This window comes from Psychrobacter sp. A3 (genome assembly GCF_028823565.1).
In the GTDB taxonomy this organism is placed as follows: domain Bacteria; phylum Pseudomonadota; class Gammaproteobacteria; order Pseudomonadales; family Moraxellaceae; genus Psychrobacter; species Psychrobacter celer.
Window position 1 is genome coordinate 13,145 of sequence record NZ_JAPEHS010000025.1, and the last position, 20,481, is coordinate 33,625.

The 20,481-nt window shown below is 45.3% G+C and carries 20 protein-coding genes; 14 read left to right on the forward strand and 6 right to left on the reverse strand.

Going from position 1 to position 20,481, the window contains the following annotated elements:
- Window positions 1-2: 2 nt before the first annotated feature.
- From NK638_RS05495 to NK638_RS05510, 4 genes are all read left to right on the forward strand, one after another.
- Window positions 3-770 carry a glycosyltransferase family 25 protein gene (locus NK638_RS05495; protein ID WP_274632230.1) on the forward strand — a complete coding sequence of 256 codons (768 nt, stop codon included), beginning with the start codon at window positions 3-5 and terminating at the stop codon, window positions 768-770.
- Window positions 771-971: 201 nt separating this feature from the next.
- Complete coding sequence (locus NK638_RS05500) at window positions 972-1,832, forward strand: glycosyltransferase (RefSeq protein ID WP_274632231.1); 861 nt, start codon at window positions 972-974, stop codon at window positions 1,830-1,832.
- Window positions 1,765-2,790, forward strand: a complete 1,026-nt coding sequence (locus tag NK638_RS05505) for a capsular polysaccharide synthesis protein (RefSeq protein WP_274632232.1) — start codon at window positions 1,765-1,767, stop codon at window positions 2,788-2,790. The genes NK638_RS05500 and NK638_RS05505 overlap by 68 nt, the downstream gene beginning before the upstream one ends.
- A 55-nt stretch (window positions 2,791-2,845) precedes the next feature.
- A complete protein-coding gene (locus NK638_RS05510) occupies window positions 2,846-3,481 on the forward strand; it encodes a YrbL family protein (protein ID WP_274632233.1) in 636 nt (211 codons plus the stop codon).
- Between the two features lie 12 nt (window positions 3,482-3,493).
- Here the strand turns inward: NK638_RS05510 and NK638_RS05515 are convergent, their stop codons facing one another.
- The 3 genes from NK638_RS05515 to glnE all read right to left on the reverse strand — a co-directional run bounded on the left by NK638_RS05515 (window position 3,494) and on the right by glnE (window position 8,892).
- A complete protein-coding gene (locus NK638_RS05515; protein WP_274632234.1) occupies window positions 3,494-4,585 on the reverse strand; it encodes a glycosyltransferase in 1,092 nt (363 codons plus the stop codon).
- Window positions 4,586-4,902: 317 nt separating this feature from the next.
- Window positions 4,903-5,832 (reverse strand): branched-chain amino acid transaminase, encoded by a 930-nt coding sequence (locus NK638_RS05520; protein ID WP_274632235.1) that lies wholly within the window; start codon window positions 5,830-5,832, stop codon window positions 4,903-4,905.
- 189 nt (window positions 5,833-6,021) lie between these two features.
- Complete coding sequence (glnE, locus tag NK638_RS05525) at window positions 6,022-8,892, reverse strand: bifunctional [glutamate--ammonia ligase]-adenylyl-L-tyrosine phosphorylase/[glutamate--ammonia-ligase] adenylyltransferase (protein WP_274632236.1); 2,871 nt, start codon at window positions 8,890-8,892, stop codon at window positions 6,022-6,024.
- Window positions 8,893-9,117: 225 nt separating this feature from the next.
- On the opposite strand from glnE, the gene tusD reads away from it, so the two are divergent.
- From tusD to NK638_RS05545, 4 genes are all read left to right on the forward strand, one after another.
- The gene (gene tusD, locus NK638_RS05530; RefSeq protein WP_274632237.1) at window positions 9,118-9,525 is read left to right on the forward strand and encodes a sulfurtransferase complex subunit TusD; all 408 of its coding nucleotides are present in this window, start codon (window positions 9,118-9,120) and stop codon (window positions 9,523-9,525) included.
- A gap of 59 nt (window positions 9,526-9,584) precedes the next feature.
- A complete protein-coding gene (locus NK638_RS05535; protein ID WP_105245995.1) occupies window positions 9,585-9,908 on the forward strand; it encodes a hypothetical protein in 324 nt (107 codons plus the stop codon).
- A gap of 135 nt (window positions 9,909-10,043) precedes the next feature.
- The gene (locus NK638_RS05540) at window positions 10,044-10,388 is read left to right on the forward strand and encodes a hypothetical protein (protein WP_274632238.1); all 345 of its coding nucleotides are present in this window, start codon (window positions 10,044-10,046) and stop codon (window positions 10,386-10,388) included.
- The gene (locus NK638_RS05545; protein ID WP_192995516.1) at window positions 10,385-10,729 is read left to right on the forward strand and encodes a TusE/DsrC/DsvC family sulfur relay protein; all 345 of its coding nucleotides are present in this window, start codon (window positions 10,385-10,387) and stop codon (window positions 10,727-10,729) included. Before NK638_RS05540 ends, NK638_RS05545 begins: the two co-directional genes overlap by 4 nt.
- A 32-nt stretch (window positions 10,730-10,761) precedes the next feature.
- Here NK638_RS05545 and NK638_RS05550 read toward each other — a convergent pair whose 3' ends face one another.
- Window positions 10,762-11,313 (reverse strand): tRNA (cytidine(34)-2'-O)-methyltransferase, encoded by a 552-nt coding sequence (locus tag NK638_RS05550; protein WP_274632239.1) that lies wholly within the window; start codon window positions 11,311-11,313, stop codon window positions 10,762-10,764.
- A 402-nt stretch (window positions 11,314-11,715) separates the two neighbouring features.
- Between NK638_RS05550 and NK638_RS05555 the strand changes: the two genes are divergently transcribed.
- Window positions 11,716-11,856, forward strand: coding sequence for an entericidin A/B family lipoprotein (locus NK638_RS05555; protein ID WP_075102429.1), 141 nt, complete (start codon window positions 11,716-11,718; stop codon window positions 11,854-11,856).
- Window positions 11,857-11,943: 87 nt separating this feature from the next.
- On the opposite strand, the gene hemW is transcribed toward NK638_RS05555, so the two are convergent.
- Window positions 11,944-13,197 (reverse strand): radical SAM family heme chaperone HemW, encoded by a 1,254-nt coding sequence (hemW, locus tag NK638_RS05560; RefSeq protein ID WP_274632240.1) that lies wholly within the window; start codon window positions 13,195-13,197, stop codon window positions 11,944-11,946.
- A gap of 304 nt (window positions 13,198-13,501) precedes the next feature.
- Between hemW and NK638_RS05565 the strand changes: the two genes are divergently transcribed.
- From NK638_RS05565 to accC, 5 genes are all read left to right on the forward strand, one after another.
- On the forward strand, window positions 13,502-13,981 hold the full coding sequence (locus NK638_RS05565; RefSeq protein WP_274632241.1) for an EVE domain-containing protein: 480 nt from the start codon (window positions 13,502-13,504) through the stop codon (window positions 13,979-13,981).
- A 157-nt stretch (window positions 13,982-14,138) separates the two neighbouring features.
- Complete coding sequence (locus NK638_RS05570) at window positions 14,139-15,176, forward strand: hypothetical protein (protein WP_274632242.1); 1,038 nt, start codon at window positions 14,139-14,141, stop codon at window positions 15,174-15,176.
- Between the two features lie 547 nt (window positions 15,177-15,723).
- Complete coding sequence (locus NK638_RS05575) at window positions 15,724-17,091, forward strand: MATE family efflux transporter (RefSeq protein WP_274632243.1); 1,368 nt, start codon at window positions 15,724-15,726, stop codon at window positions 17,089-17,091.
- A gap of 248 nt (window positions 17,092-17,339) precedes the next feature.
- Window positions 17,340-17,768: an acetyl-CoA carboxylase biotin carboxyl carrier protein gene (gene accB, locus NK638_RS05580; RefSeq protein ID WP_075102426.1), complete on the forward strand. Its 429-nt coding sequence runs from the start codon at window positions 17,340-17,342 to the stop codon at window positions 17,766-17,768.
- A gap of 192 nt (window positions 17,769-17,960) precedes the next feature.
- Window positions 17,961-19,322, forward strand: coding sequence for an acetyl-CoA carboxylase biotin carboxylase subunit (gene accC, locus NK638_RS05585; protein WP_274632244.1), 1,362 nt, complete (start codon window positions 17,961-17,963; stop codon window positions 19,320-19,322).
- A 38-nt stretch (window positions 19,323-19,360) separates the two neighbouring features.
- Here accC and NK638_RS05590 read toward each other — a convergent pair whose 3' ends face one another.
- Window positions 19,361-20,467, reverse strand: coding sequence for an RNA-guided endonuclease InsQ/TnpB family protein (locus NK638_RS05590; RefSeq protein ID WP_274632247.1), 1,107 nt, complete (start codon window positions 20,465-20,467; stop codon window positions 19,361-19,363).
- Window positions 20,468-20,481: the final 14 nt, after the last annotated feature.

The following is a 20,481-nucleotide window of genomic DNA, read 5'->3' on the forward strand; positions in this document are numbered from 1 at the left end:
ATATGAAAAGTATCGTTATCAGCCTTAAATCTGCTATAGACCGTAGGCAGCATATCACCCAAGAGTTCCAAAACCATCATATTGATTTTGAGTTTTTCGACGCTTTGACGCCAGATATAGCGGCATCATACGCCAAAAACTTGCCAATCAACTTAAAAAACAGCAGCCTTACAGGTGGCGAGCTTGCGTGTATGATGAGTCATGTCTCAGTTTGGCAAAAAATGATTGATGAGCAGATACCTTATCTGGCAATCTTTGAAGACGATGTTTATTTGGGCGAAGATGCCGAGTTTTTATTAAATTCATCTGATTGGATAAATCCAGAGTGGCATATCGTTAAGATAGAAGCCTTTACCAAAAAGGTTTTTGTATCGTCTAATATGTATCCTATAGAGTCAACGAATCGGTATATAACTCAATTAAAGGGCGAAAACTTAGGAACGGCAGGCTATATCCTTAGTTTGCAAGGCGCACAAAAGTATCTAGACTATCTTGCTCATCATCAACTACGACCACTTGATGAGCTGATGTTTGATGACTTTATCGCTTGCGGCTCAGAACCTGTATACCAGATGATGCCTGCTTTGTGTCTACAAGAGATGCTTTTAAACAAAGAAACTCCAGCGCTCCCTAGTGCACTTATAAAAGAGCGTAAAGATCGCATGCACTCGGAGAAAAAAACAGGCTTATACAAAGTTAAAAGAGAGACTTCTCGGCTGATGCGTCAAGCAAAAAAAACATTGTTTGCTAAAGAGCTAATCTTCAAATAATCCATCAGCAATACAGTCATTACTCAATAAAAAAAGATAGACTGGTACAAATTTTTCTTGCAGGCCGTGCCTGCTCCGCTTGATGCGGCAAGAGATTTATTCCAGTCCCGCTGTATCCTTTTTATATTGATCTGACTGTATATAAAAATCATATAAAAATCGATTCAATTATCATTATGGCCTTTTTTGTGGATATATCTTATGCCAGATAAAGATTCAACACCATCGGTAGCCATACTTTATATTGCGACCGGTCGTTACACTGTTTTTTGGGAATACTTCTACCAGTCAGCTGAGAAGTTTTTACTCCCTGATTGTGATAAGCATTATATATTATTTACTGATAACACAGAGCTATTGAGTCAACAAAGCCATTATTCTAATGTTACGATGATTGAACAAGAAGCGCTAGAGTGGCCTTATATTGCGCTCATGCGCTACCAAATCATTCTAAGCGTCAGATATATACTTGAACAGTATGACTTTACGTTCTACTTTAATGGAAATACAGAATTTTTATCTAAAGTGTCTAAAAAAGATTTATTACCCTTAGAAGCAAATCAAGAAATCACATTATATCTTCAACCTCATGTCTTTCATAAAAATAGAAATAAATATCCTTACGACCGAAATTCTAAGTCTAATGCTTATATACCTTATAACCAAGGTAAGTATTATTTTGCAGGGGGTATAACTGGTGGCAAAACAAAAAGCTATTTAGAAATGTGCGAAATACTACATAGTTACACTGAATCTGACTTACAAGAGAATATCATTGCGTTATGGCATGATGAAAGCTATTTAAATAAGTTTGCTTTAGATCGTGATGATATTAAGGTGTTGCCGCCTTATTTTACTAAAGGTGAAAATGAATATTGGAAAAATACCTCTAAACTTATGTTTTCTGATAAAACCCATTACCGTTTTGGTGGCCATGCTTATTTGAGAAGCGAAACAAACGAAAAAATCACCCCGTCAGAGTGGAAAAAAAATAATGCCAAACCTCGTAGAAGATTCACCTATCGATTTAAACAATATTTCAAGTCACTTTTTTTTAGATAGTGAAGGTTATAAGCAGCTTAAAAAAAAGAAGAAAAAGCCGTATCGTTATTTATACAATTTAACCACACCGCGTAGTAAGCGTAAAGCACTGGAAAAAAAGGTAGATATTGAACAGCAAAACCAAGTGGCTAAGTCTTGGGAAGCTTTTATTGAGCTTTATTATAATAACAAACTACAGAACTTTTCATTGAGGCCAAAAAAAAAATTTGGTCATGAGAAAATAATTTGGCAATACTGGGGACAAGGCTTCTCTGAGAGCACACTGCCAGACTCAGTGCAGCTATATTTCAAGTCAATAGATAAACACTGTGCAGACTATAAAATTATTCGATTAGATGATGAAAACATACACGAATACCTAGACCTACCTCCCTTTGTATGGAACAAAAAAAACCTTGACGGCTTCAAGCCAGCATTCTTTGCAGATTTATTACGCTTGGCATTACTCGATGTTTACGGTGGTGTTTGGTTAGATGCAACGATTTATCTGACAGCTCCTCTACCCAACATGCTAAAAGATAATGATTTCTTTATGTATCAGCGTGATCAAAGTGCACAAAATAAACAGCATTGGCATCGTTTTAATAGCTATTATTTTAATTGGGATAGTAGCCATAAAGTAAACCTTCTCAATAGTGTCATTTTTGCTCGTAAAGGCAACCCTGTCATCCATACTTGTTTAGATTTACTGTTAAACTTTTGGCAGACTCAAGAATACATACCTCACTATTTCTTTTTTCAGATCTTGTTTGATACACTTATTACAGACAAACTTGCACAGCATCAATGCGCTATTGTAGATGATACTAAACCACACTTACTCGTTTCTGTATTACAGAAGACTTTTGATAAATCCGAATACCAAGACATTATTTCGCAATCAAGTATTCATAAAATGTCCTATGTTAAAGAGACAAAATCCGGCTCTTATTATGAATACTTATTGAACAATACTTAAAAATTTCCAATAAACTCATACCCTATGACTTTTATGCTAATAACTGAGAACTGTTATGCTCTTTACTCATAATCTTAAAAAAATAGATGCAGGCACTCAGAAAGATATCTACGAGCATCCCTCTGAAACCGATAAAATCATCAAAATCATGAAGTCTGAGCATGCGACGCCTGATGGCGGTAGAGCTGGGCAGCATAAACTGCGCGCGCACAGATCCCAAGGCATCTATAGGCAGTTTCGTAGAGAGCTACTACAGTACCTGCAGCTTTGTAAAAGTCATTATGGAGCGTTGAAGTTCACCTTCCCTATCGAGACGGTGTACGGTTTTGTTGCGACAGACCAAGGACTAGGTCTGGTCACCGAGAGAGTCACCTCACCTAGCGGTCGGGCCTTCTCAGTCTATGATTTGGTAAAAGAAGGGCTGTTTACTGACCGTCACGCGGCAGCATTAAATCAGTTTTTTGATGAGTGTTGTGATATGCACGTGGTATTTGGAGAGGTCAATATTGCTGGCATTATGTACACCGAACAGCGACAAGGGAAACCAGAGTTTGTATTGGTCGATGGTATTGGCGAAAAGCTTATCATACCTTTTCGATCAATGAGCAAGACCATCAATACACGAAATATAAGAAAAGTCGAGCGCCATATAAAAAGTCAAATTCCTTTTTATCAAGCTACCGATGTTTAGAGTGATAAAACACTACTCAGACTGATTTAACAGCTGCTTAAACAACTCATAATATGCCTGAGTGACATGCTTTTTATCATAGTGGTTTAAGACTTTTTCTCTTGCGGCATGAGCAAACGCTTGGTAGTTTTTTGGATCAGACAGCACGGTCTCTAAGATATTTGCTAGCGCTGCTGAGTCGCCGATAGGAAATAAAAACCCATCTGATTTATCGTCAATCAGCTCTTTTACCCCCATCGCGGCACTTCCTACTACGACGCAGCCACTGGCCATAGCCTCTAATACTGCAAGATTCAACCCTTCAAAACGGCTCGACATGACAAACACTTTATGTTGGCGCAATAGCTTTTCAACCTCACTACTGTACTCTATAAAGGTCACTTGATCTTGTAACTCATAACGAGCCACTAGGTCATGTATGTGTTTTTGATAGCGCTTACGGCCACTCCCTACTAGAGTCAGTGTGGGAGTGACGCCTTTTTGTTTTAACTGCTGTAGCGCTTCGATCAAAGTAACATGGTCTTTACTTTTGGCATAGCGCCCTACCATGATCAGATCTTGCGGCCTTTGATGGACAGCTACGGGATGAGCACCGCCAAATCGAGTGGTATCGATACCATTTGGAATGGCATGAATGGGGGCATGAAGACCTTGCGCAGACAATACCTGAGCCACCCCTTCAGAGACCGCCACAATACTGGCCGTGGATTTGCTGAGTTTACGTGTTTGATGTCGCGTCCACGGTGTGTAGCGCTCTTTAGAATTATGCTCCACTTGTACTAGGTAAGGCACTTGTGCCAACAGCCCTGCTCGTCTTCCAAGTAAATGTTCAGGAAACCCATGCGCAACCAATATGTCAGGTTGCCATTGCTCACATAGTTTTTTTAATTCATGGACAGTCGCAAGGTGCGTCTTACCTGTGACTATTTGATAGTCGATACCTTTTTCTTCAAGCTCTGTCAGCTTTTCTGCGACCGTCGTTTTTTTTCGGCGCAACACTAATAAATTGTCTGTTGATTCGATTTGATTATGAGCCTCGACCAAATCAATAGCAACTTTCGTCGCTCCTGAAAAGCCACCAGTGACAAAATGTAAGACTCTCAACGGCTTCTCCATTGTTTTATTAGGCGTACGATCAATACTAGAAAAAGGGGCGGATTTATACTATTTCTACCCAGCTTTTACCCAGCACACTTTTGCGCCAAAACTGTGTCACGCTCGGCAATGTGGCCTACAGATGACCAGCAGCTTCATGATGCTTGCTAATAAATAATTAGCGGCCAAGCGCAACTATGATACAACATCCATCATATATGTGCGAGCTTGTCGACATCCTCCCCATAACAAATCAAAAAAAGCCAAGACTATCAAAGTCTTAGCTTTCTTTATACAGCATCATGTTAAGACTTAACTAATAAAACTTAATCAATAAAGCTGAGCCAATCCATATACTGCTCATTACGGCCATGAACCACATCAAAATATAGCGTCTGTAGTTTTTCGGTCAAAGGTCCGCGGCCACCATTGCCGATGGTACGATCATCATATTCACGAATCGGAGTCACTTCGGCAGCCGTGCCAGTCATAAAGATTTCATCTGCTAAGTAAAACTCGTCACGCGTGATGCGGCGCTCAACGACTTTGATACCGAGATCAGCGGCAAACTGAATAATGGTACGACGAGTGATACCGTCAAGCGCGCCGCCGCCCAGATCTGGCGTATGTAGCACACCGTCTTTGACCAAAAACAAGTTTTCGCCTGCGCCTTGGCAGACATAACCTTGTGGATCCATTAGGATGGCTTCGTCATAGCCATTGCGGGTGACTTCTTGGTTGGCCATGATAGAGACAGGATAGTTGCTCGAGGCTTTGGCTTTACACATGGTCACATTGGTCATGTGGTGGGTAAATGATGAGGTTTTGACACGGATACCGTTTTTGATGCCTTCTTCACCAAGATAGGCGCCCCAGTGCCATGCTGCGACCATGGCATTGATACTGTTATCACGTGATGATAGGCCAAGTTTTTCTGCCCCAACCCAAATTAGCGGACGGATATACGCCTCTGCCAAGTTGTTTTGTTTGACCACGTCTTTCTGGGCTTGCTCAAGTGCCGCTGCGTCAAAAGGCACATCCATCTGAAAAATCTTCGCTGAGCCCATCAAGCGCTCAGTGTGCTCTTTTAGGCGAAAAATCGCTGTACGGTTGTCAGCAGTTTGGTAAGCGCGAACCCCCTCAAATACTGCCATGCCATAATGTAAACTATGGGTCAGTACGTGGACACTGGCATCGGGCTGCTCGATCATCGTGCCATTCATCCAAAGCTTACCTTCTTGTGTTGCCATATTCATTTTATAGTCCTTATGCTAGCGCTGACGTCTAACTTTTTTAAGTAGGTTTTGTTTAACAGTGATTATCAACCGTATATGATACCACCACCGCATCTATTTTATGGTAAAAAATGCATTTTGGTTGTGAAAATCGGTTTAAGAAAACCAATTGTCAATTTTTTATAAGTAGTTTGTACATTGTCTCAATGCTCAAGGCGTATCCTCGGCATCGTCCACCCCCATCAAGTGCTGCCACTGATCTTGCACCAGTGCGCGCGTCTCCTTCCATAGCGATTCATCGACCAATAGCGACTGCTCCGATAGTGCCAACTGATGGGTGGCCGCGCGTATTCTGAGATAAGCATCGGTCAAGTCTTGGCAAACTTGCTGATCCCAGATACCAAGCAAGGCCATTTCTTCAAATATACGGACATTGTCGCTCCATTTAGTCAGTCTTGGATGATCATGCGAATAGGCCAATACCGCAAATTGTGCCAAAAATTCAATATCGATGATCCCGCCGGCGTCTTGTTTCAGATGAAACTTGCCCGCTTGCTGCTGCCACTGACTGGTGCCCAGATGTTTTTGCATCTTGATACGCATACTGGTGACTTCCGTGCGCACCTGCTCTATCGTGCGCGGTAGTGATAGCACCTCTCGGCGAATCTCACAAAAGCGCGCCGTCACTCGCTTATCACCGCATATAGCCCGCGCTCGCACCAGCGCTTGGTGCTCCCAAGACCACGCTTTGTCCATCTGATAAGTCTCAAACGCATGACAGGAGACCACCATCATGCCAGCATTACCTGAGGGGCGTAGGCGCATGTCGATCTCATAAGCGCGCCCATCTCGGGTTTGGGTATTTAAGTAGTTCATTAGTTTTTGTACCAAGCGCGCCGCAAACTTCATGCCGCTCACGGATTTTTCGCCCGTGGTCATGCCCTGCTCTTTTATCTTGTGCAAAAACACCAAATCCAAATCTGACGAATAGGACAGCTCTAGCCCGCCAAGTTTGCCATAACCGATAATGGCAAAGCCGCAGTCCGCCTCGGTCACAGGATCACCATCTTGGCCGATGGGATAACCATAGCGCTTGACAATCTCGGCAAAAGCGCGCTCCAGTGCCGCCTCTAGCACCACAGCGGCGATATAGGTCAACGAGTCTGACACTTTCATAATCGGGCGCTCAGCCAATACATCACTGGCAGCGACTGCCAGCACTTGGTTTTTTTTAAACAGTCGCAATACGCTCAGTAGCTTTTCTTCGTCATTGGGCTCGACGCGCAATAACTGTTGCCGCAAAATATCACGTAGCTCAAGCTTGTCTGGCAGGTGACGATAGCGCTGCTGCAAAAAAGTATCGAGTAGCACCGGATACTGCGCCAGCTCTTTGGCAATCCAAGGGCTGGCTGAGAGCATTGGAATCAGCTCAATGGTGGCGTTGGGGTTTTCGGCGATCATCACCAAATAGATAGAGCGGCGGCAAATCGCCTCGAGTAAGGAGATGAGCCGCGGCAGTGCGGTGTTTGCCAGTTGCTGCTGCTCTTGATGAGCAAGCAAGGCATGGACAATGACCGGATAAGCATCATCCAAACGCTCACGAGCCTCATCGCTCAGATTGGCGACCATTTTTGACTGCCAAAACCCTTGTAGCAGCTCACGATTGTCTTCTGTCAACACCTCATTTAAGCGGGCGATTTGCGCATCTAGCTGCTCCGGCTCAAGGTCGGTATCTTCGTGGTCGGGTATCTGCCGCTCGGTGACCATACGCTCAAAGGGCACATTGACATTGTGCCGATGATGGTTGAGCGTACTTAATAATCCTTCCCAATTAGCAAAACCAAGGGTAATCGCCAGATTGTGCTGCCACTGCCGATCATGAGGCAGACGCTGGGTCTGCTGGTCATTGATTGCCTGAATGCCATGCTCGAGTCGGCGCAAAAACCGATAGGCTGCTTGTAGCTGCTCGTAGGTACTACGCTCTAAATACTCAAGCGTGTACAATGCCTGCATCGCTTGCAGGCAGGATTTGATCTGTAGCTGTGGGTGCCTGCCGCCATAGATAAGCTGAAACGCCTGAACGATAAACTCGATATCTCTGATACCGCCTGCACCAAGCTTGATATTGTCCAAATCCTCGCGCTGAACCACTTGGTTTTGAATCAAAGACTTCATCTCTCTGAGCGCCGAAAACGCACTATAATCTACATAATAGCGAAAGACAAAGGGTTTGATGAGCGCTTGTATCTGCTCATCAAATGGCGGCTCTATATGACCGACCACACGAGCCTTGAGCCAAGCAAAACGCTCCCATGCGCGCCCGTGTAATGAAAAGTATTTTTGTAACGCAGACAAATGAATGGCCAAGTCGCTGCCATCACCCCATGGACGCAGGCGCATATCGACACGAAACACAAAGCCATCTGCGGTATTATTATCAAGCAATTTAATGATGCCTTGACCAAGCCTTGTCATAAAGCGCTTATTGTCTATGCTGCGTGTGCCCTTGGTTTTGTCGCCATTGGTCTCACCGCGCGCTTGATGGACAAAGATAAGGTCGATATCGCTGGATAAATTCAGCTCATGCGCGCCAAGTTTTCCCATGGCCATAATCGCCATGTCGTCTGTTTGTACTTGACCCTGCGCATTGATAAAAGTCGGCTCGCCGTACTTTTTGATCAGATGCTGGTAGGTATAATTCTTGGCAAAAAAGATACAGCCGTCTGCAAACTCCGACAGCTCATCGGTCAATTGCTCAAGCGCTATCATGTGCAGCGCGTCTTGCCAAATCCAGCGCATCATCAGCAAAGTGCGCAGATGGCGAAGACCACTCATCACTTTGGCCTCATCAGCGAGTTGGTAGTTTTCATCCAACGTATAGTCTTGGATTAAGTCATCGATTTGCTGGCGTGTGAGGGTTTGATCCAGCGGATAGCTACGCAAAAACGTCTGACAAGAGACTGTCCGACTCTCCCAAATCTGATAAGCAAACTCACTGGCAGTGCGTAATATCTGCAGCTGCTCTGCGGTCGGCTGATAGTCTGTACCATGGGTCGAGCGTGAAGACATAGCAGGTAACATAGAAAAAGAAACTCCTTACATAGAGTGATAAGACTACGTGAACCTAGCCCATAAGTTTATTATTTTTTATTACGAAGCAGTCACCAGCTCCCATCACGACACCTAATATGTCTATATCTGGTAAACTTGGTAGAAAACCCCATTCATTCACAGTGATCCTATCTGCTTTTGGCCGCTTTATGGTAGCATAAACCACTTTAGCACAAATGATAGATAAGACCTCCTATGACCACCACGACCCCTTTGCTGTTAGTGACGGCTGATCCCAGCCATCCTCTCGCCCATTTAGCCCTGCGTTATGCTCGTGCCTATCTCAGCGCGCGCCCAGCAGATGACAGCAGTCATACCTTAAACGTGTTTTTTTATGGCGACGGCGCACATACGGCCAATCGCTTGCGCTGGCAATCGGCAGACCAGCTTGATATGGCCAAAGCATGGCAAAATCTGGCAGAACAGTATCAGCTGTCGCTACCGGTCTGCGTCAGTACCGCACTCGGTCGCGGTATTAGTGATACCGATAACAGCGCCCGCCATCAGCTAAGCGGGGATAATCTGGCCGCAGGATTTACCTTGGTCGGTCTAAGTGAGCTGGCAATGATGATGCAGGCTGATGGCCGGTTGATACAGTTTTGATCACCTCAAGCGATATAAGCTCAGCCCAACTCATCAGCACATTTAAGTAGGAGATTTCTATGAAATTATTGATTAAGCTGCATACGCCAACCGAAATGGCCAGCTATGAAGGCTGCGCGTTGGCACTAACGCTGGCGACCTTTGGTCATGATGTGCAGCTGTATCTAGATGCGCCTGTCTTTGGCTTGCTGATGCAGCCAGAGTCACGTTTGCACGGGATGATACAATCGCTTGAGCTCTATGACATGCCAGCGGCGTGGCTGCCTGACGATGTCTTTAGCGGCTGGGTCACAGGTATGCTGCCTACTGATCTGGCCTCACAGCTGATATTGGTCCCAGAAGTGATACCTGCAGCAGACTTCGAGCAAATCTTAACCTTTTGATAATTCAACCCTTTGTCAAAATCTGTACAAGCTCACACAACTATATCAAAACCACCATCCATTTGGCGTTTGTGCTTACCGATAACGCATAGGCATCGATAGACGCAAGCGGCTGGATATAATTTGGACATTATCATGGCAACTTTATATCAATTACATAGCAGCATAGATACGCTAAGACGCTGCACAGACGAGATGTCTCGCACTTGGCAGCGCGGTGATAGCATCTTGTTATTGGGGACGACGGCTGCATTTATCGACTGGCTCAATGCTTATTTGGCTGACAAAGACATAGACGGTATCGCGGCTATATATGCGCTGAGCGATGATATCGCGCAGCTCACGACCAGCGCCGTTGAGCAATTACAGCTAGATACCAAACTCAGTGCAATACTAAGCGATCAACAATGGGTCGCACTGACAGGAAGCATCGATAGCAATCATGCTAAATTTGATAAAGTGGTGACCATTGCCCTATGAACGATAATACAACCCATGCCGCACAGCCCGCTATTGAATTGGATCAAGACGGCCATCTATGTGACCACACCATTTGGACGCCTGCCATCGCCCAACAGCTAGCCGATACCTTAGAGGTACAGCTAGCAGAGGAGCACTTGCAGGTTTTGCTGCAGGTACGCGCGTTTTTTGCCAAATTCAACCACCCACCAGCCACCCGTCCACTGATCAAATGGCTACAAAAAACCCTGCCCGAGTACGATATCAGCAATCAAAAGCTACAACAGCTGTTTAACACAGGACTGGTGGCGCGCCATGTCAATCGCTTGGCAGGCTTGCCCAAACCGCCGAACTGTTTATAGTTTGTAGTTGATAGCAGCCATGGCCAGTAGCACTATTTTGGATCATACACCGTCAAGCTCTCATAGCCGATACTGCGCCCTTCATCGCCTACAAACCCCTGCTGGCGCCAAATTTCGTACAAGCATATCGCCACACTATTGGACAAATTAAGACTGCGCGAGTCCGCCAGCATCGGCAAGCGCAGCCAATGAGCCGCGCCAATATCCTCTCGGATATCATCTGCCAGACCAGCCGTCTCTGAGCCAAAGACCAACGCGATGTTTGGCATCTGGCCAGTCTCATTATCCGGTCCTCCGCCAAAATCATAGTCATAAAAAGGCTGGCTCAGCTTGGTAGTCAGAGCAGTAATGGTATGACAATCCGCCGCTTGTAGCGCACGTCTGGCAGCTGGCCAATCATCGTGAACCTGCATATGCGTGTACTCATGATAATCCAGTCCTGCACGGCGCAGTTTTTTATCATCAAGCTCAAACCCTAATGGCCTAACCAAATGCAGCTGCGCGCCTGTATTGGCACATAAACGAATGATATTGCCGGTATTGCTGGGCATTTTGGGGGCTACCAGCACAATATGAATGGTCATACAAACTCCGTGAGTGGTCTAAATTTTATACAGTCAGTCTGATATAAAAACGATACAGTAAGATGAAAAGCTGTTTTTCTCAGACTTAAGCAGCGCAGGCACAGCACCCAAGAAAACCAACGTTTTATTGATCGCATTGAGCGGCTTGATCGCCATATATCCGATTTATTTGAATTCGGCTATAGAGAACATCAGTAAGTAATCATAAGTTACAGTTTACTGCCAATAATTACATTTTGATACTGTGCATGGTTTTTAACTTTCACTATGATATCTGTAACGGATAGCAAGACAGTGTCTACATTCCGCTCTGCTATCTAGCAGCCCTACAGTAAGCCTTGGTACCATACTAAGTGTTACTGTCATTATTTATAACAATCGATTTATCTTGAGGATATTATTATGAAAAAAGTAATCATCGCATCTTTGACTGCTATGTTTGTTTTAACTGGTTGCAACACCTTTAAAGGTCTAGGCCAAGACGTTGAAAGCGCAGGCAACGCTGTAACTGACGGCGCACAAGACGTTCAAAACAAAATCTAATAATTGGTTTTTAGATTTTCGAAGGGCTTATCATTGATTTGATAAGCCTTTTTTTATGTCTACAGCTTTGATCATAGCTATCAGACGCTATAAAAACGCGCGCAATATTTGATTGAGATAGCGCCGACCTAATGCCGTCGTTTGCAGTTTTTCAGTCGACTCAGTTAACAAGCCTTTAGCTACTAACCTCTCTACCGAATCAGCGATGTCCTTATAACTCATTCCTGTACGCGCCTCAAATAACTGCCATGTTACCCCATCATGTAGTCTGAGCGCATTGAGCATAAACTCGCTCACCAATTCGTCGCTAGCAATAGCGCTCCAACCGACCATCTTTGGGGCCTTCAAGCTAGTGTCATCGGTACTGACACGGTGATAATCCATATAGTCTTTTGGCAAGCGCGATTTACTAAAACGATAGATACCAGACTGCGCATGTAACTCGTTGTTTGTGTCAAATGCTGCATGATCTAGGGCATCACTTGCAATAGTGATTTTGCCATGAGCACCCGCGCCAATCGCTAAGTAATCACCAAACTGCCAATAGTTCACATTGTGTCGGCATGGCTTATCACACGAGCCTGCCCAAGCAGATACTTCATAATTGGTGTAGCCAAGCTGCTGCAATAGCGCCTGACCCGCCTTTTCAATATCGGCCAGATTGTCCTCGTTTGGCAATATAGGCTGGCTACGATAAAATACCGTATTTGGCTCAATCGTCAGCTGATACCAAGACAGATGTGTCGCCCCCGCTTCATGCGCCATCTGAATATCGGCCAATGCTTCTTGATAAGTCTGCTGCGGCAACCCATGCATCAAATCCACATTGACCCGCTCAAACCCAGCCAGCCGAGCTGCACGGATCGCGGACAGCGCCTGCGCAGGATCATGAATACGCCCAAGCGTTGTCAGCTTATCAGCGGCAAAGCTTTGCACACCGATAGACAAGCGGTTGATACCCACGTCTAGATACTGAGCAAAGGGCGCATGCTCGAGCGTCCCTGGGTTGGCCTCCATCGTCACTTCGATATCAGCAGCAAAACAAAATATCTCTTTTAGCCCTGTAAACAGTCGCTGATAGTGAGCGATTGGTAATAGCGACGGTGTACCACCGCCGATAAAAATCGAACTGACCGCTCGCCCTTGGGACAGCGGCTGCTGCATAAGCGCATCGTCTAACAGCGCATCGACATACTCATCATACATAGACAGCTGCGTATCCGCTGGCAGCTCGTGTGAATTAAAATCACAATAAGGGCATTTTTTTACGCACCACGGAATATGAATGTAGAGCGCCAATGGGATCTCGCCCACCTCCAGCCTACCTGCATTAGATATCATCTTATGGTCGTAGCTATCATTAGATAAATTAACTGCTTGGGTGTTTGACATAACAAAGGTATCTATTAAAAAAAGCTATTCAAAAACGAATAACCAACAATGCGAAAAATAACGTGCGGCGATGATGAGCAAAAAGCAGCACTAGGATAACGACTACACAGTATAAAGAAAAGCGCAGGATGATAAAATCATACTGACAGCCATTTACAGGAGCAGATATTGGCATAAATGACTGTATAGCGACTATATATTGAGCGCGTAATGATCAAAAGCAACCACTCAATAATAACAAAAGGAAAATACGATGGCCTATTGGCTCATGAAATCCAACCCTACTTTTTTTGGCATCGATGATTTACAGCGTCTAGGTACGGAGCACTGGGATGGCGTGCGCAATTACCGTGCACGCAACTTTATGCGCGACGATATGCAAGTCGGTGACAAGGTGTTTTTTTATCACTCCAGCGCCAAGCCTTCTGGAGTTGCTGGTATCATGACCATCAGTAAGGCGGGCTACCCTGACCCCAGCCAATTCCATCCTGAGCATCGTCACTATGACCCCATCGCCACTGAAGATCAGCCGCGCTGGTATATGGTAGACGTCACTTTTGAACAAGCATTCACCGACGTTTTGCCTTTATCAGCGCTTAAATCCCTGCCTGCGCTAGAGGACTCATTATTACTCAAAAAAGGTTGTGAGCAGCTGACGGTGATGCCTTTGACGCCCAGACACTGGTACGCTATTTTAGACATGGCCGAAACATCAATGTTACTGTCCGATTGACCTCGGTTGACTGTGTAACGATTGAGTAAGAAACCTGCTGGCATCTATGCACATTTATCTGTGCGTTTGCTATTTAAATTCTGCTATATTACAAATGTCGCAATACCTTCTTTTTTTTATGGCTAAGTCACTGCCAACTTATCATCAGGACGCATTTATGAGCGCACCCAAATTATTATCAGCATTAACGTTAAGCATGGCTAGTCTGACCCTCAGCGCCTGCGGCAGTGATGGTGACAAAGTCAAAGAGGAATATGATCGTATTGAGGATCAGGTAAAAGACGAATATGATCGCATAGAAGACAAGGTCAAAGAAGAGTATAAAGAGGTAGAAGACAAACTGAGCGATGACGAAAAAAGCATGGCTGAGATTTTGGAGTCCGTGTTTTTGCCAGAAGAGTCGCTAGACAACTTCTTAGATAAGCTCACCCCAGAAGGCGGCCTCGGCGGCTTGTATGTCGGACACTTCGTTGAAATTGAGGACGGCGATGATAGTGACATCGATATCGGCGCTGTCTATTTTGACATCAGCAAAGACGGTGTAGGCAGCGTCGATGGTAGTTTTAGCTACCAGCAACAAGCTTGTCAAGAAAACAACACACTGGGCATCAACTCTGCAATCAAAGTAGACAACTATATCGCAGGCAAAGTGACCGGCAGCCTCGATACGCTAGCGTTTTTGGATGTGAAGTATGTCAATGACCTGGGCATTGAGACACCAAACCTATTTACCACCTTTGCAGGTAGCTTTGAGAAACAACAAACGGGTACCCCGTGGCAAGGCAGCTTTGAGTATCAGGACGGTCTGGGCGGACAAACCCTAACCAGTAGCGAGAAAAACTGCAATGTCACTTATACCATCAGCGACCGCTCTAACTTTAAGACCTACCCACTTGATTACCGCCTAGGTGAGCTGAATGTAGATGTCAGCGGCAATGGTAGTCAAAAAGTCGCGACATGGCAAAACCCGCGAAACACACAATATATACTGGTCAGCCAAATCGATATCAACAAAGCAGAGACTGGCGCAAACGGCTATGTACAAAATCTGGTATTGACCGCTGGTGAGACGGCATTTTCTCCGCTTATCCCAGCTAGCTCGACCAACTACGCTATCGTTGTACAAGCCTTTGACGCGGCAAACGATCTGATCGGCTATCAAGCGGTGGTGCAAGACTTGCCTGAATCATTATAAATAAGCGCAGCATAGCCTTTCTCTTGGCTCAAGCTTTATGGCCTATGTCTCGTAACCTATGATTTATAGTCTATAACTTGTGACTCATGGGCGACTACGCTCCGGTGGTGTTTTTACAGTCATATATGACGCGTTAAAACGTTGACATCAGGGGGCGGCTTCTTTACCATCTTATCTAATGATGACCTGTCAATTCCCCTAGTGAATTGACGGGTTATTTTTATTTTGGTGTCTAGACTTTGCCATTTTTAGCCCATTTAGATAACTATCGAGTGAATTGAAGACACGCCCTAGTCTATATGCGCTTGTCCATATAAATTATCGGCATCATCATCTTATACCATTTTCAAAGAGTGCAATATATAGCTTATGGCAGTCTGCCAGTACGATTTTTAGAGCAGCACGCCAATTGCCGTACGATACTTGCTGGCTTTAGTTCTTATGATTGAACGCTTTGAAAATGGTGTGGCTGTTTCCCTATTCATTTGTTGATGGCGCGTTTGACGCCTCAACGATCATTATCGTCAAGAATAAAAAGTTGCTCACTATGGTTTTCCCATTATCTTTTAGAGATTTTAGAAGCTACAGCTTACGCTTGGGCGTGCTGGCACTTCCTATTTTGATTACCCAGTTTTGTCAGGCGGCGCTGGGTGTGGTAGATGCCATCATGGCAGGTCAGGTCTCAGCGCTTGATTTGGCGGCCGTGGCTGTCGGCTCTGGTATCTGGCTGCCGCTGTTTTTATTGGCCACTGGCATCTTGATTGCCACCACGCCTTTGATCGGTGAGGCCATCGGACAAAACGCACACAGTAAAGTACCTCATATCACCCAGCAGTCTTTGTGGACTGCTGGGGTTATCGGTATTGTTGGCTTCATAATTGTGAATTTGGCACCCAATATTCTTGGTATCATGGGCGTACCAGCAAACATCCAGCCGATAGCGACACAGTACCTACATGGTGTATCGTTTGGGTTTCCCGCGCTGGCCGTTTATGCTGTCCTTCGCAGCTACTGCGAAGCATTGGGTCGGCCTGAGCCGGTAACCATTATCAGCATCATTGGTCTGTTAGCGGACATCCCACTTAACTATATTTTCATTCATGGTTTGTTTGGGATGCCTGAGATGGGCGGTGCAGGCTGCGGTGTGGCCACAGCTTTGGTACTATGGATAAACGTGCTACTGCTTGCTACCTATACCAGCTTTACCAAACGGCAACAATTTGCCAGTACCCGCTTTTTTTATGGTTTTGCTAGTCCTAACCGTCAGCAAATCAAAAAACTGCTAAAACTTGGCATTCCTATTGGTATTTCTATCTTTTTTGAGGCGAGCCTCTTTAGTTTGGGCGCGCTTGTCATCAGTCCGCTCGGCGAGCTGGCGACCGCATCGCATCAAGTCGCACTGGCGGTGACCTCTCAGCTGTTTATGATACCAATATCGGTCGCGATGGCACTGACCATCATGATATCCAATCGTTTTGGCGAAAAAAACCTGCTGGCACTGCGTCAAGTACAGGCAACGGGGCTGACCTGGACGATACTCATTGCCCTCACATGTATGCTAGGGGTTTGGCTATTTCGACCACAGCTGGCAGCAGCCTTTACCGACAACCCTGCGGTCATCGCTCAGTCTATGCATTTGCTGGTATTTGCTCTTGGTTATCAGCTGTTTGACGGCTGGCAGGTCAATGTCGCGGGGATACTGCGCGGTATGCAGGACACTACTGTACCGATGTGGGTGACGTTGTTTTGTTATTGGGTGGTGGCATTGCCGCTGGGGATTTATTTGGTACGTTTCACCGATGTCGGCGCCCAAGGGTTTTGGATGGCACTGATTACGGGGCTGTTTTTATCCTCTATCTTGTTGACGCTACGTTTGCGTTATCAACAAAGACGTCTAACGGCGCTTTGGGGTTAGGACCATCATACAAATGTACGACCGGACGCAGCACGATGTACAAGCAGCTTGGCTTAAAAACCACATCGATAATGATAAATCGTAGTGGGTTTCTTACTAAAACAGCTAGATTACGTCAAAATATGTAAAAATTCTCAGTTAACAACTGTACATTGATTGCTCATTGGCCTGAATCTAGGTATCATTAGCAATCAAACAATATTTAGTTACACTATTTCTCGAATTTAGTACAAGGCAAGATAAAAACTATGGATATTGAAAAAATACGCACCCTCATCGCCCTCATGGAAGAAAGTGAACTGGTCAATCTAGAAATCAGCTCTGATGACGAACACATCAGTCTCACTCGTCACTATGATGCCCCTGTACCGACCATGATGGCCGCTCCTACTGCTGGCGCAGCACCAGTGGCTGCAGATACAAAACCAGCAGCAAAGGCAGGTAGCGTTGAGACATCGCCAATGGTTGGCGTTTTTTATTCTGCCCCAAGCCCCAATGATCCACCGTTTGTTAAGGTCGGCCAAAAAGTACAAGCGGGCGACACGCTTGGTATTATCGAAGCGATGAAAATCATGAACCCTCTTGAGGCCACCCAAAGCGGTGTCATTGACGAGATTTTGGTAGATAACTCTGAAGTTGTACAGTTCGGTCAACCTGTCATACGCTATAAAGCGTAACGATATTTGCCTCACTTTACTCCATACTGATTGAGTCTTTAGCACTTTATTTCGGCACCTTATTTTGGCACTTTATACCGTTTCACGTTGTTGTAAGCTGTCACTATCTACCGATGCCGAATACAGATATCAAATGCCGAAGCTCCCCATCAAGGCTCAATCAATGTCTGCCGCGTCAAAAAGGATGACCCCATGATAAAAAAACTGCTCATTGCCAATAGAGGTGAAATCGCCCTACGTATCGTCCGAGCCTGTAAGGCGTTAGGTATCGAAACCGTCGGCGTCTACTCCACCGCAGATGCCAATCTTATGCATCTGCGCTTTGTTGACGAAGCTATCTGTATCGGCAAACCCAATGCCAACCAAAGCTACCTCGATATCAATACGATCTTGACGGCGGCAGAAATAACGGGTGCTGACGCCATCCATCCAGGCTACGGTTTTTTATCTGAAAATGCTGAATTTGCTGAACAAGTAGAAGAAGCAGGACTGACCTTCGTCGGTCCTAATGCCGATCATATCCGCTTAATGGGCAACAAAGTCTCGGCGATTAATGCCATGAAAAAAGCAGGCGTGCCAACCGTTCCAGGCTCTGTGGGCGCAGTTACCTTGCACAATGCCGAAGAGCAAGCCCGCAATATCGGCTTTCCTCTTTTGATCAAAGCTGCCGCTGGTGGTGGTGGTCGCGGCATGCGCGTGGTCGAGCGTTTTGATGAGCTGATTGGACAAGTACAAGCCGCCAAACAAGAAGCGGAGCTGTGGTTCGGTGATGACACCGTCTATATGGAGCGCTATCTACAAAACCCGCGCCACGTAGAGATACAAGTATTAGGGGATGGTAATGGTAACGCCATTCACCTCTATGACCGTGATTGCTCACTACAGCGCCGTCACCAAAAAGTACTAGAAGAAGCCCCTGCCCCTGATATTCCAGACGATGTGCGCGAGCCTATCTTAAAAGCCTGCGTAAGAGCGTGCGAGCTGGTCAAATATCGCGGCGCGGGCACCTTTGAGTTTTTGTTCGAAAACAATGAGTTTTTCTTTATCGAGATGAACACGCGCGTGCAAGTAGAGCATCCTGTGACTGAGATGATCACCGGTATCGATGTGGTCGTCGAACAGCTCAAAATCGCAGCCGGTTATGGCCTGTCTTATCGTCAAAGCGAGATCGAAGTACAAGGTCATGCGATTGAGTGCCGTATCAATGCCGAGGACGCCGCTACTTTTGTCCCTTGCCCAGGCACCATCTCGCAGCTGTTTACACCAAGCGGTGCAGGCGTGCGTTTTGATTCACACCTCTACCCTGGCTATGAAATACCGACCTATTATGACTCACTCATTGGCAAGCTGATTTGCCATGGTCAAACGCGCCAACAAGCGGTGTCCAAGACCCTGCATGCGCTTGATGAGCTCGTCATTGAAGGCATCAAAACCAATATACCGCTGCATCGAGATGTGATTTTGGCGGATGACAATTTTGTCCATGAAGCCCAAAACATTCACTACTTAGAAAGAGAGCTTTTGACGCCCAACAATGCCAAAGCCGACTCATAATTTAGTTTGCTGTATGACTCATTGACTTCCTCCCCTCCCTAAAGTGAGGGGATTCCTTCTGCAAGACGGTCAAGCCCGACCGCAAGGATGTTCTTAGCGGCATTGATATCTCTATCATGCCATGTGCCACACTCAGCACACCTCCATCCTCTGATTCCAAGACCTGCTCTACCTTTCGGACTACTATCGCTTATTTTAAGGCAGCACGAACAGGTTTGGGTAGTGTAACTCTCATTTACTATCTCAAGCTGACAACCTGCATACTTGCATTTATATTCCAGTTGTCTTTTGAGTTCAAACCATCCTGCATCGTATGTTGATTTAGCTAGGTTGGTTTTCTTACTTGTGAATGAGCGTGATTTAACATCACCAACCACAATTAAGGCGTTATCCTTAGCAAGCTTGGTGGTGAATTTATGAATTGCATCTAGTCTTGAATTTTTGATTTTGGCGTGTATTGCTTTGACACGATGTTTGTTTTTCGCTCGTTGAGCTATTGCAAGCCTTTCAGCCCACTTTTGCGTTTGTTTGGTTGTCAGCTTGTCACCGTTTGATGTGGTAGCAGACTCTTTTAAGCCTAAATCTATGCCTACACTACCTGTTCCGCATGGTTGTTTTGGGTATTCTTTGACAGTAATACAGGCATACCAACGATTACGGCTGTCTTGCACTATCTCAAGCGTGTTGATTTGATACAGGCTTAGGTTGTAGCTATCAAAGACATCTATGATGAGCTTTTGACCTTTAGAGAGCGATAGCTGTATGGTTGATTTAAGTGCTTTGTTTCCCGTTTGTTTGCTATGTAGATGCTTGATAGCAGATTTCTTAAATGGTATCCAGCCCAGTGATTTACGTTTGGCATCGGGTCGGTTGGTTCGCCAGTTAAGTTTGGCTTTTTTAAATTGCTTGCGAGATTTGGTGTGAGTCTCGTTAATGGCTTGCAAAGTTTGGCTGTGCAAGCCTAAATACTCACCACTACCTTTGGTGTATTCGTTAAGGTCGTAGGCACTAAAGAATTTACCAGTCTTTTGTAGGTGTTTGTAACTCAGGTCATTAACATAGTTCCACGCATAGTTAACACTCCCAGCTATTTTGTTTAGCTGGTTTGCATGTTTGTCTTTAATGCGTAACTTTAGTGTTTTCATGAGGTTATAGTTAG

Bases quoted from the DNA above. Each gene is read 5' to 3' on its own strand.
- NK638_RS05495 (WP_274632230.1), top strand. From the start codon at position 3: ATGAAAAGTATCGTTATCAGCCTTAAATCTGCTATAGACCGTAGGCAG.
- NK638_RS05500 (WP_274632231.1), top strand. From the start codon at position 972: ATGCCAGATAAAGATTCAACACCATCGGTAGCCATACTTTATATTGCG.
- NK638_RS05505 (WP_274632232.1), top strand. From the start codon at position 1,765: ATGCCAAACCTCGTAGAAGATTCACCTATCGATTTAAACAATATTTCA.
- NK638_RS05510 (WP_274632233.1), top strand. From the start codon at position 2,846: ATGCTCTTTACTCATAATCTTAAAAAAATAGATGCAGGCACTCAGAAA.
- NK638_RS05520 (WP_274632235.1), bottom strand. From the start codon at position 5,832: ATGAATATGGCAACACAAGAAGGTAAGCTTTGGATGAATGGCACGATG.
- glnE (WP_274632236.1), bottom strand. From the start codon at position 8,892: ATGTTACCTGCTATGTCTTCACGCTCGACCCATGGTACAGACTATCAG.
- tusD (WP_274632237.1), top strand. From the start codon at position 9,118: ATGACCACCACGACCCCTTTGCTGTTAGTGACGGCTGATCCCAGCCAT.
- NK638_RS05535 (WP_105245995.1), top strand. From the start codon at position 9,585: ATGAAATTATTGATTAAGCTGCATACGCCAACCGAAATGGCCAGCTAT.
- NK638_RS05540 (WP_274632238.1), top strand. From the start codon at position 10,044: ATGGCAACTTTATATCAATTACATAGCAGCATAGATACGCTAAGACGC.
- NK638_RS05545 (WP_192995516.1), top strand. From the start codon at position 10,385: ATGAACGATAATACAACCCATGCCGCACAGCCCGCTATTGAATTGGAT.
- NK638_RS05550 (WP_274632239.1), bottom strand. From the start codon at position 11,313: ATGACCATTCATATTGTGCTGGTAGCCCCCAAAATGCCCAGCAATACC.
- NK638_RS05555 (WP_075102429.1), top strand. From the start codon at position 11,716: ATGAAAAAAGTAATCATCGCATCTTTGACTGCTATGTTTGTTTTAACT.
- hemW (WP_274632240.1), bottom strand. From the start codon at position 13,197: ATGATATCTAATGCAGGTAGGCTGGAGGTGGGCGAGATCCCATTGGCG.
- NK638_RS05565 (WP_274632241.1), top strand. From the start codon at position 13,502: ATGGCCTATTGGCTCATGAAATCCAACCCTACTTTTTTTGGCATCGAT.
- NK638_RS05570 (WP_274632242.1), top strand. From the start codon at position 14,139: ATGAGCGCACCCAAATTATTATCAGCATTAACGTTAAGCATGGCTAGT.
- NK638_RS05575 (WP_274632243.1), top strand. From the start codon at position 15,724: ATGGTTTTCCCATTATCTTTTAGAGATTTTAGAAGCTACAGCTTACGC.
- accB (WP_075102426.1), top strand. From the start codon at position 17,340: ATGGATATTGAAAAAATACGCACCCTCATCGCCCTCATGGAAGAAAGT.
- accC (WP_274632244.1), top strand. From the start codon at position 17,961: ATGATAAAAAAACTGCTCATTGCCAATAGAGGTGAAATCGCCCTACGT.
- NK638_RS05590 (WP_274632247.1), bottom strand. From the start codon at position 20,467: ATGAAAACACTAAAGTTACGCATTAAAGACAAACATGCAAACCAGCTA.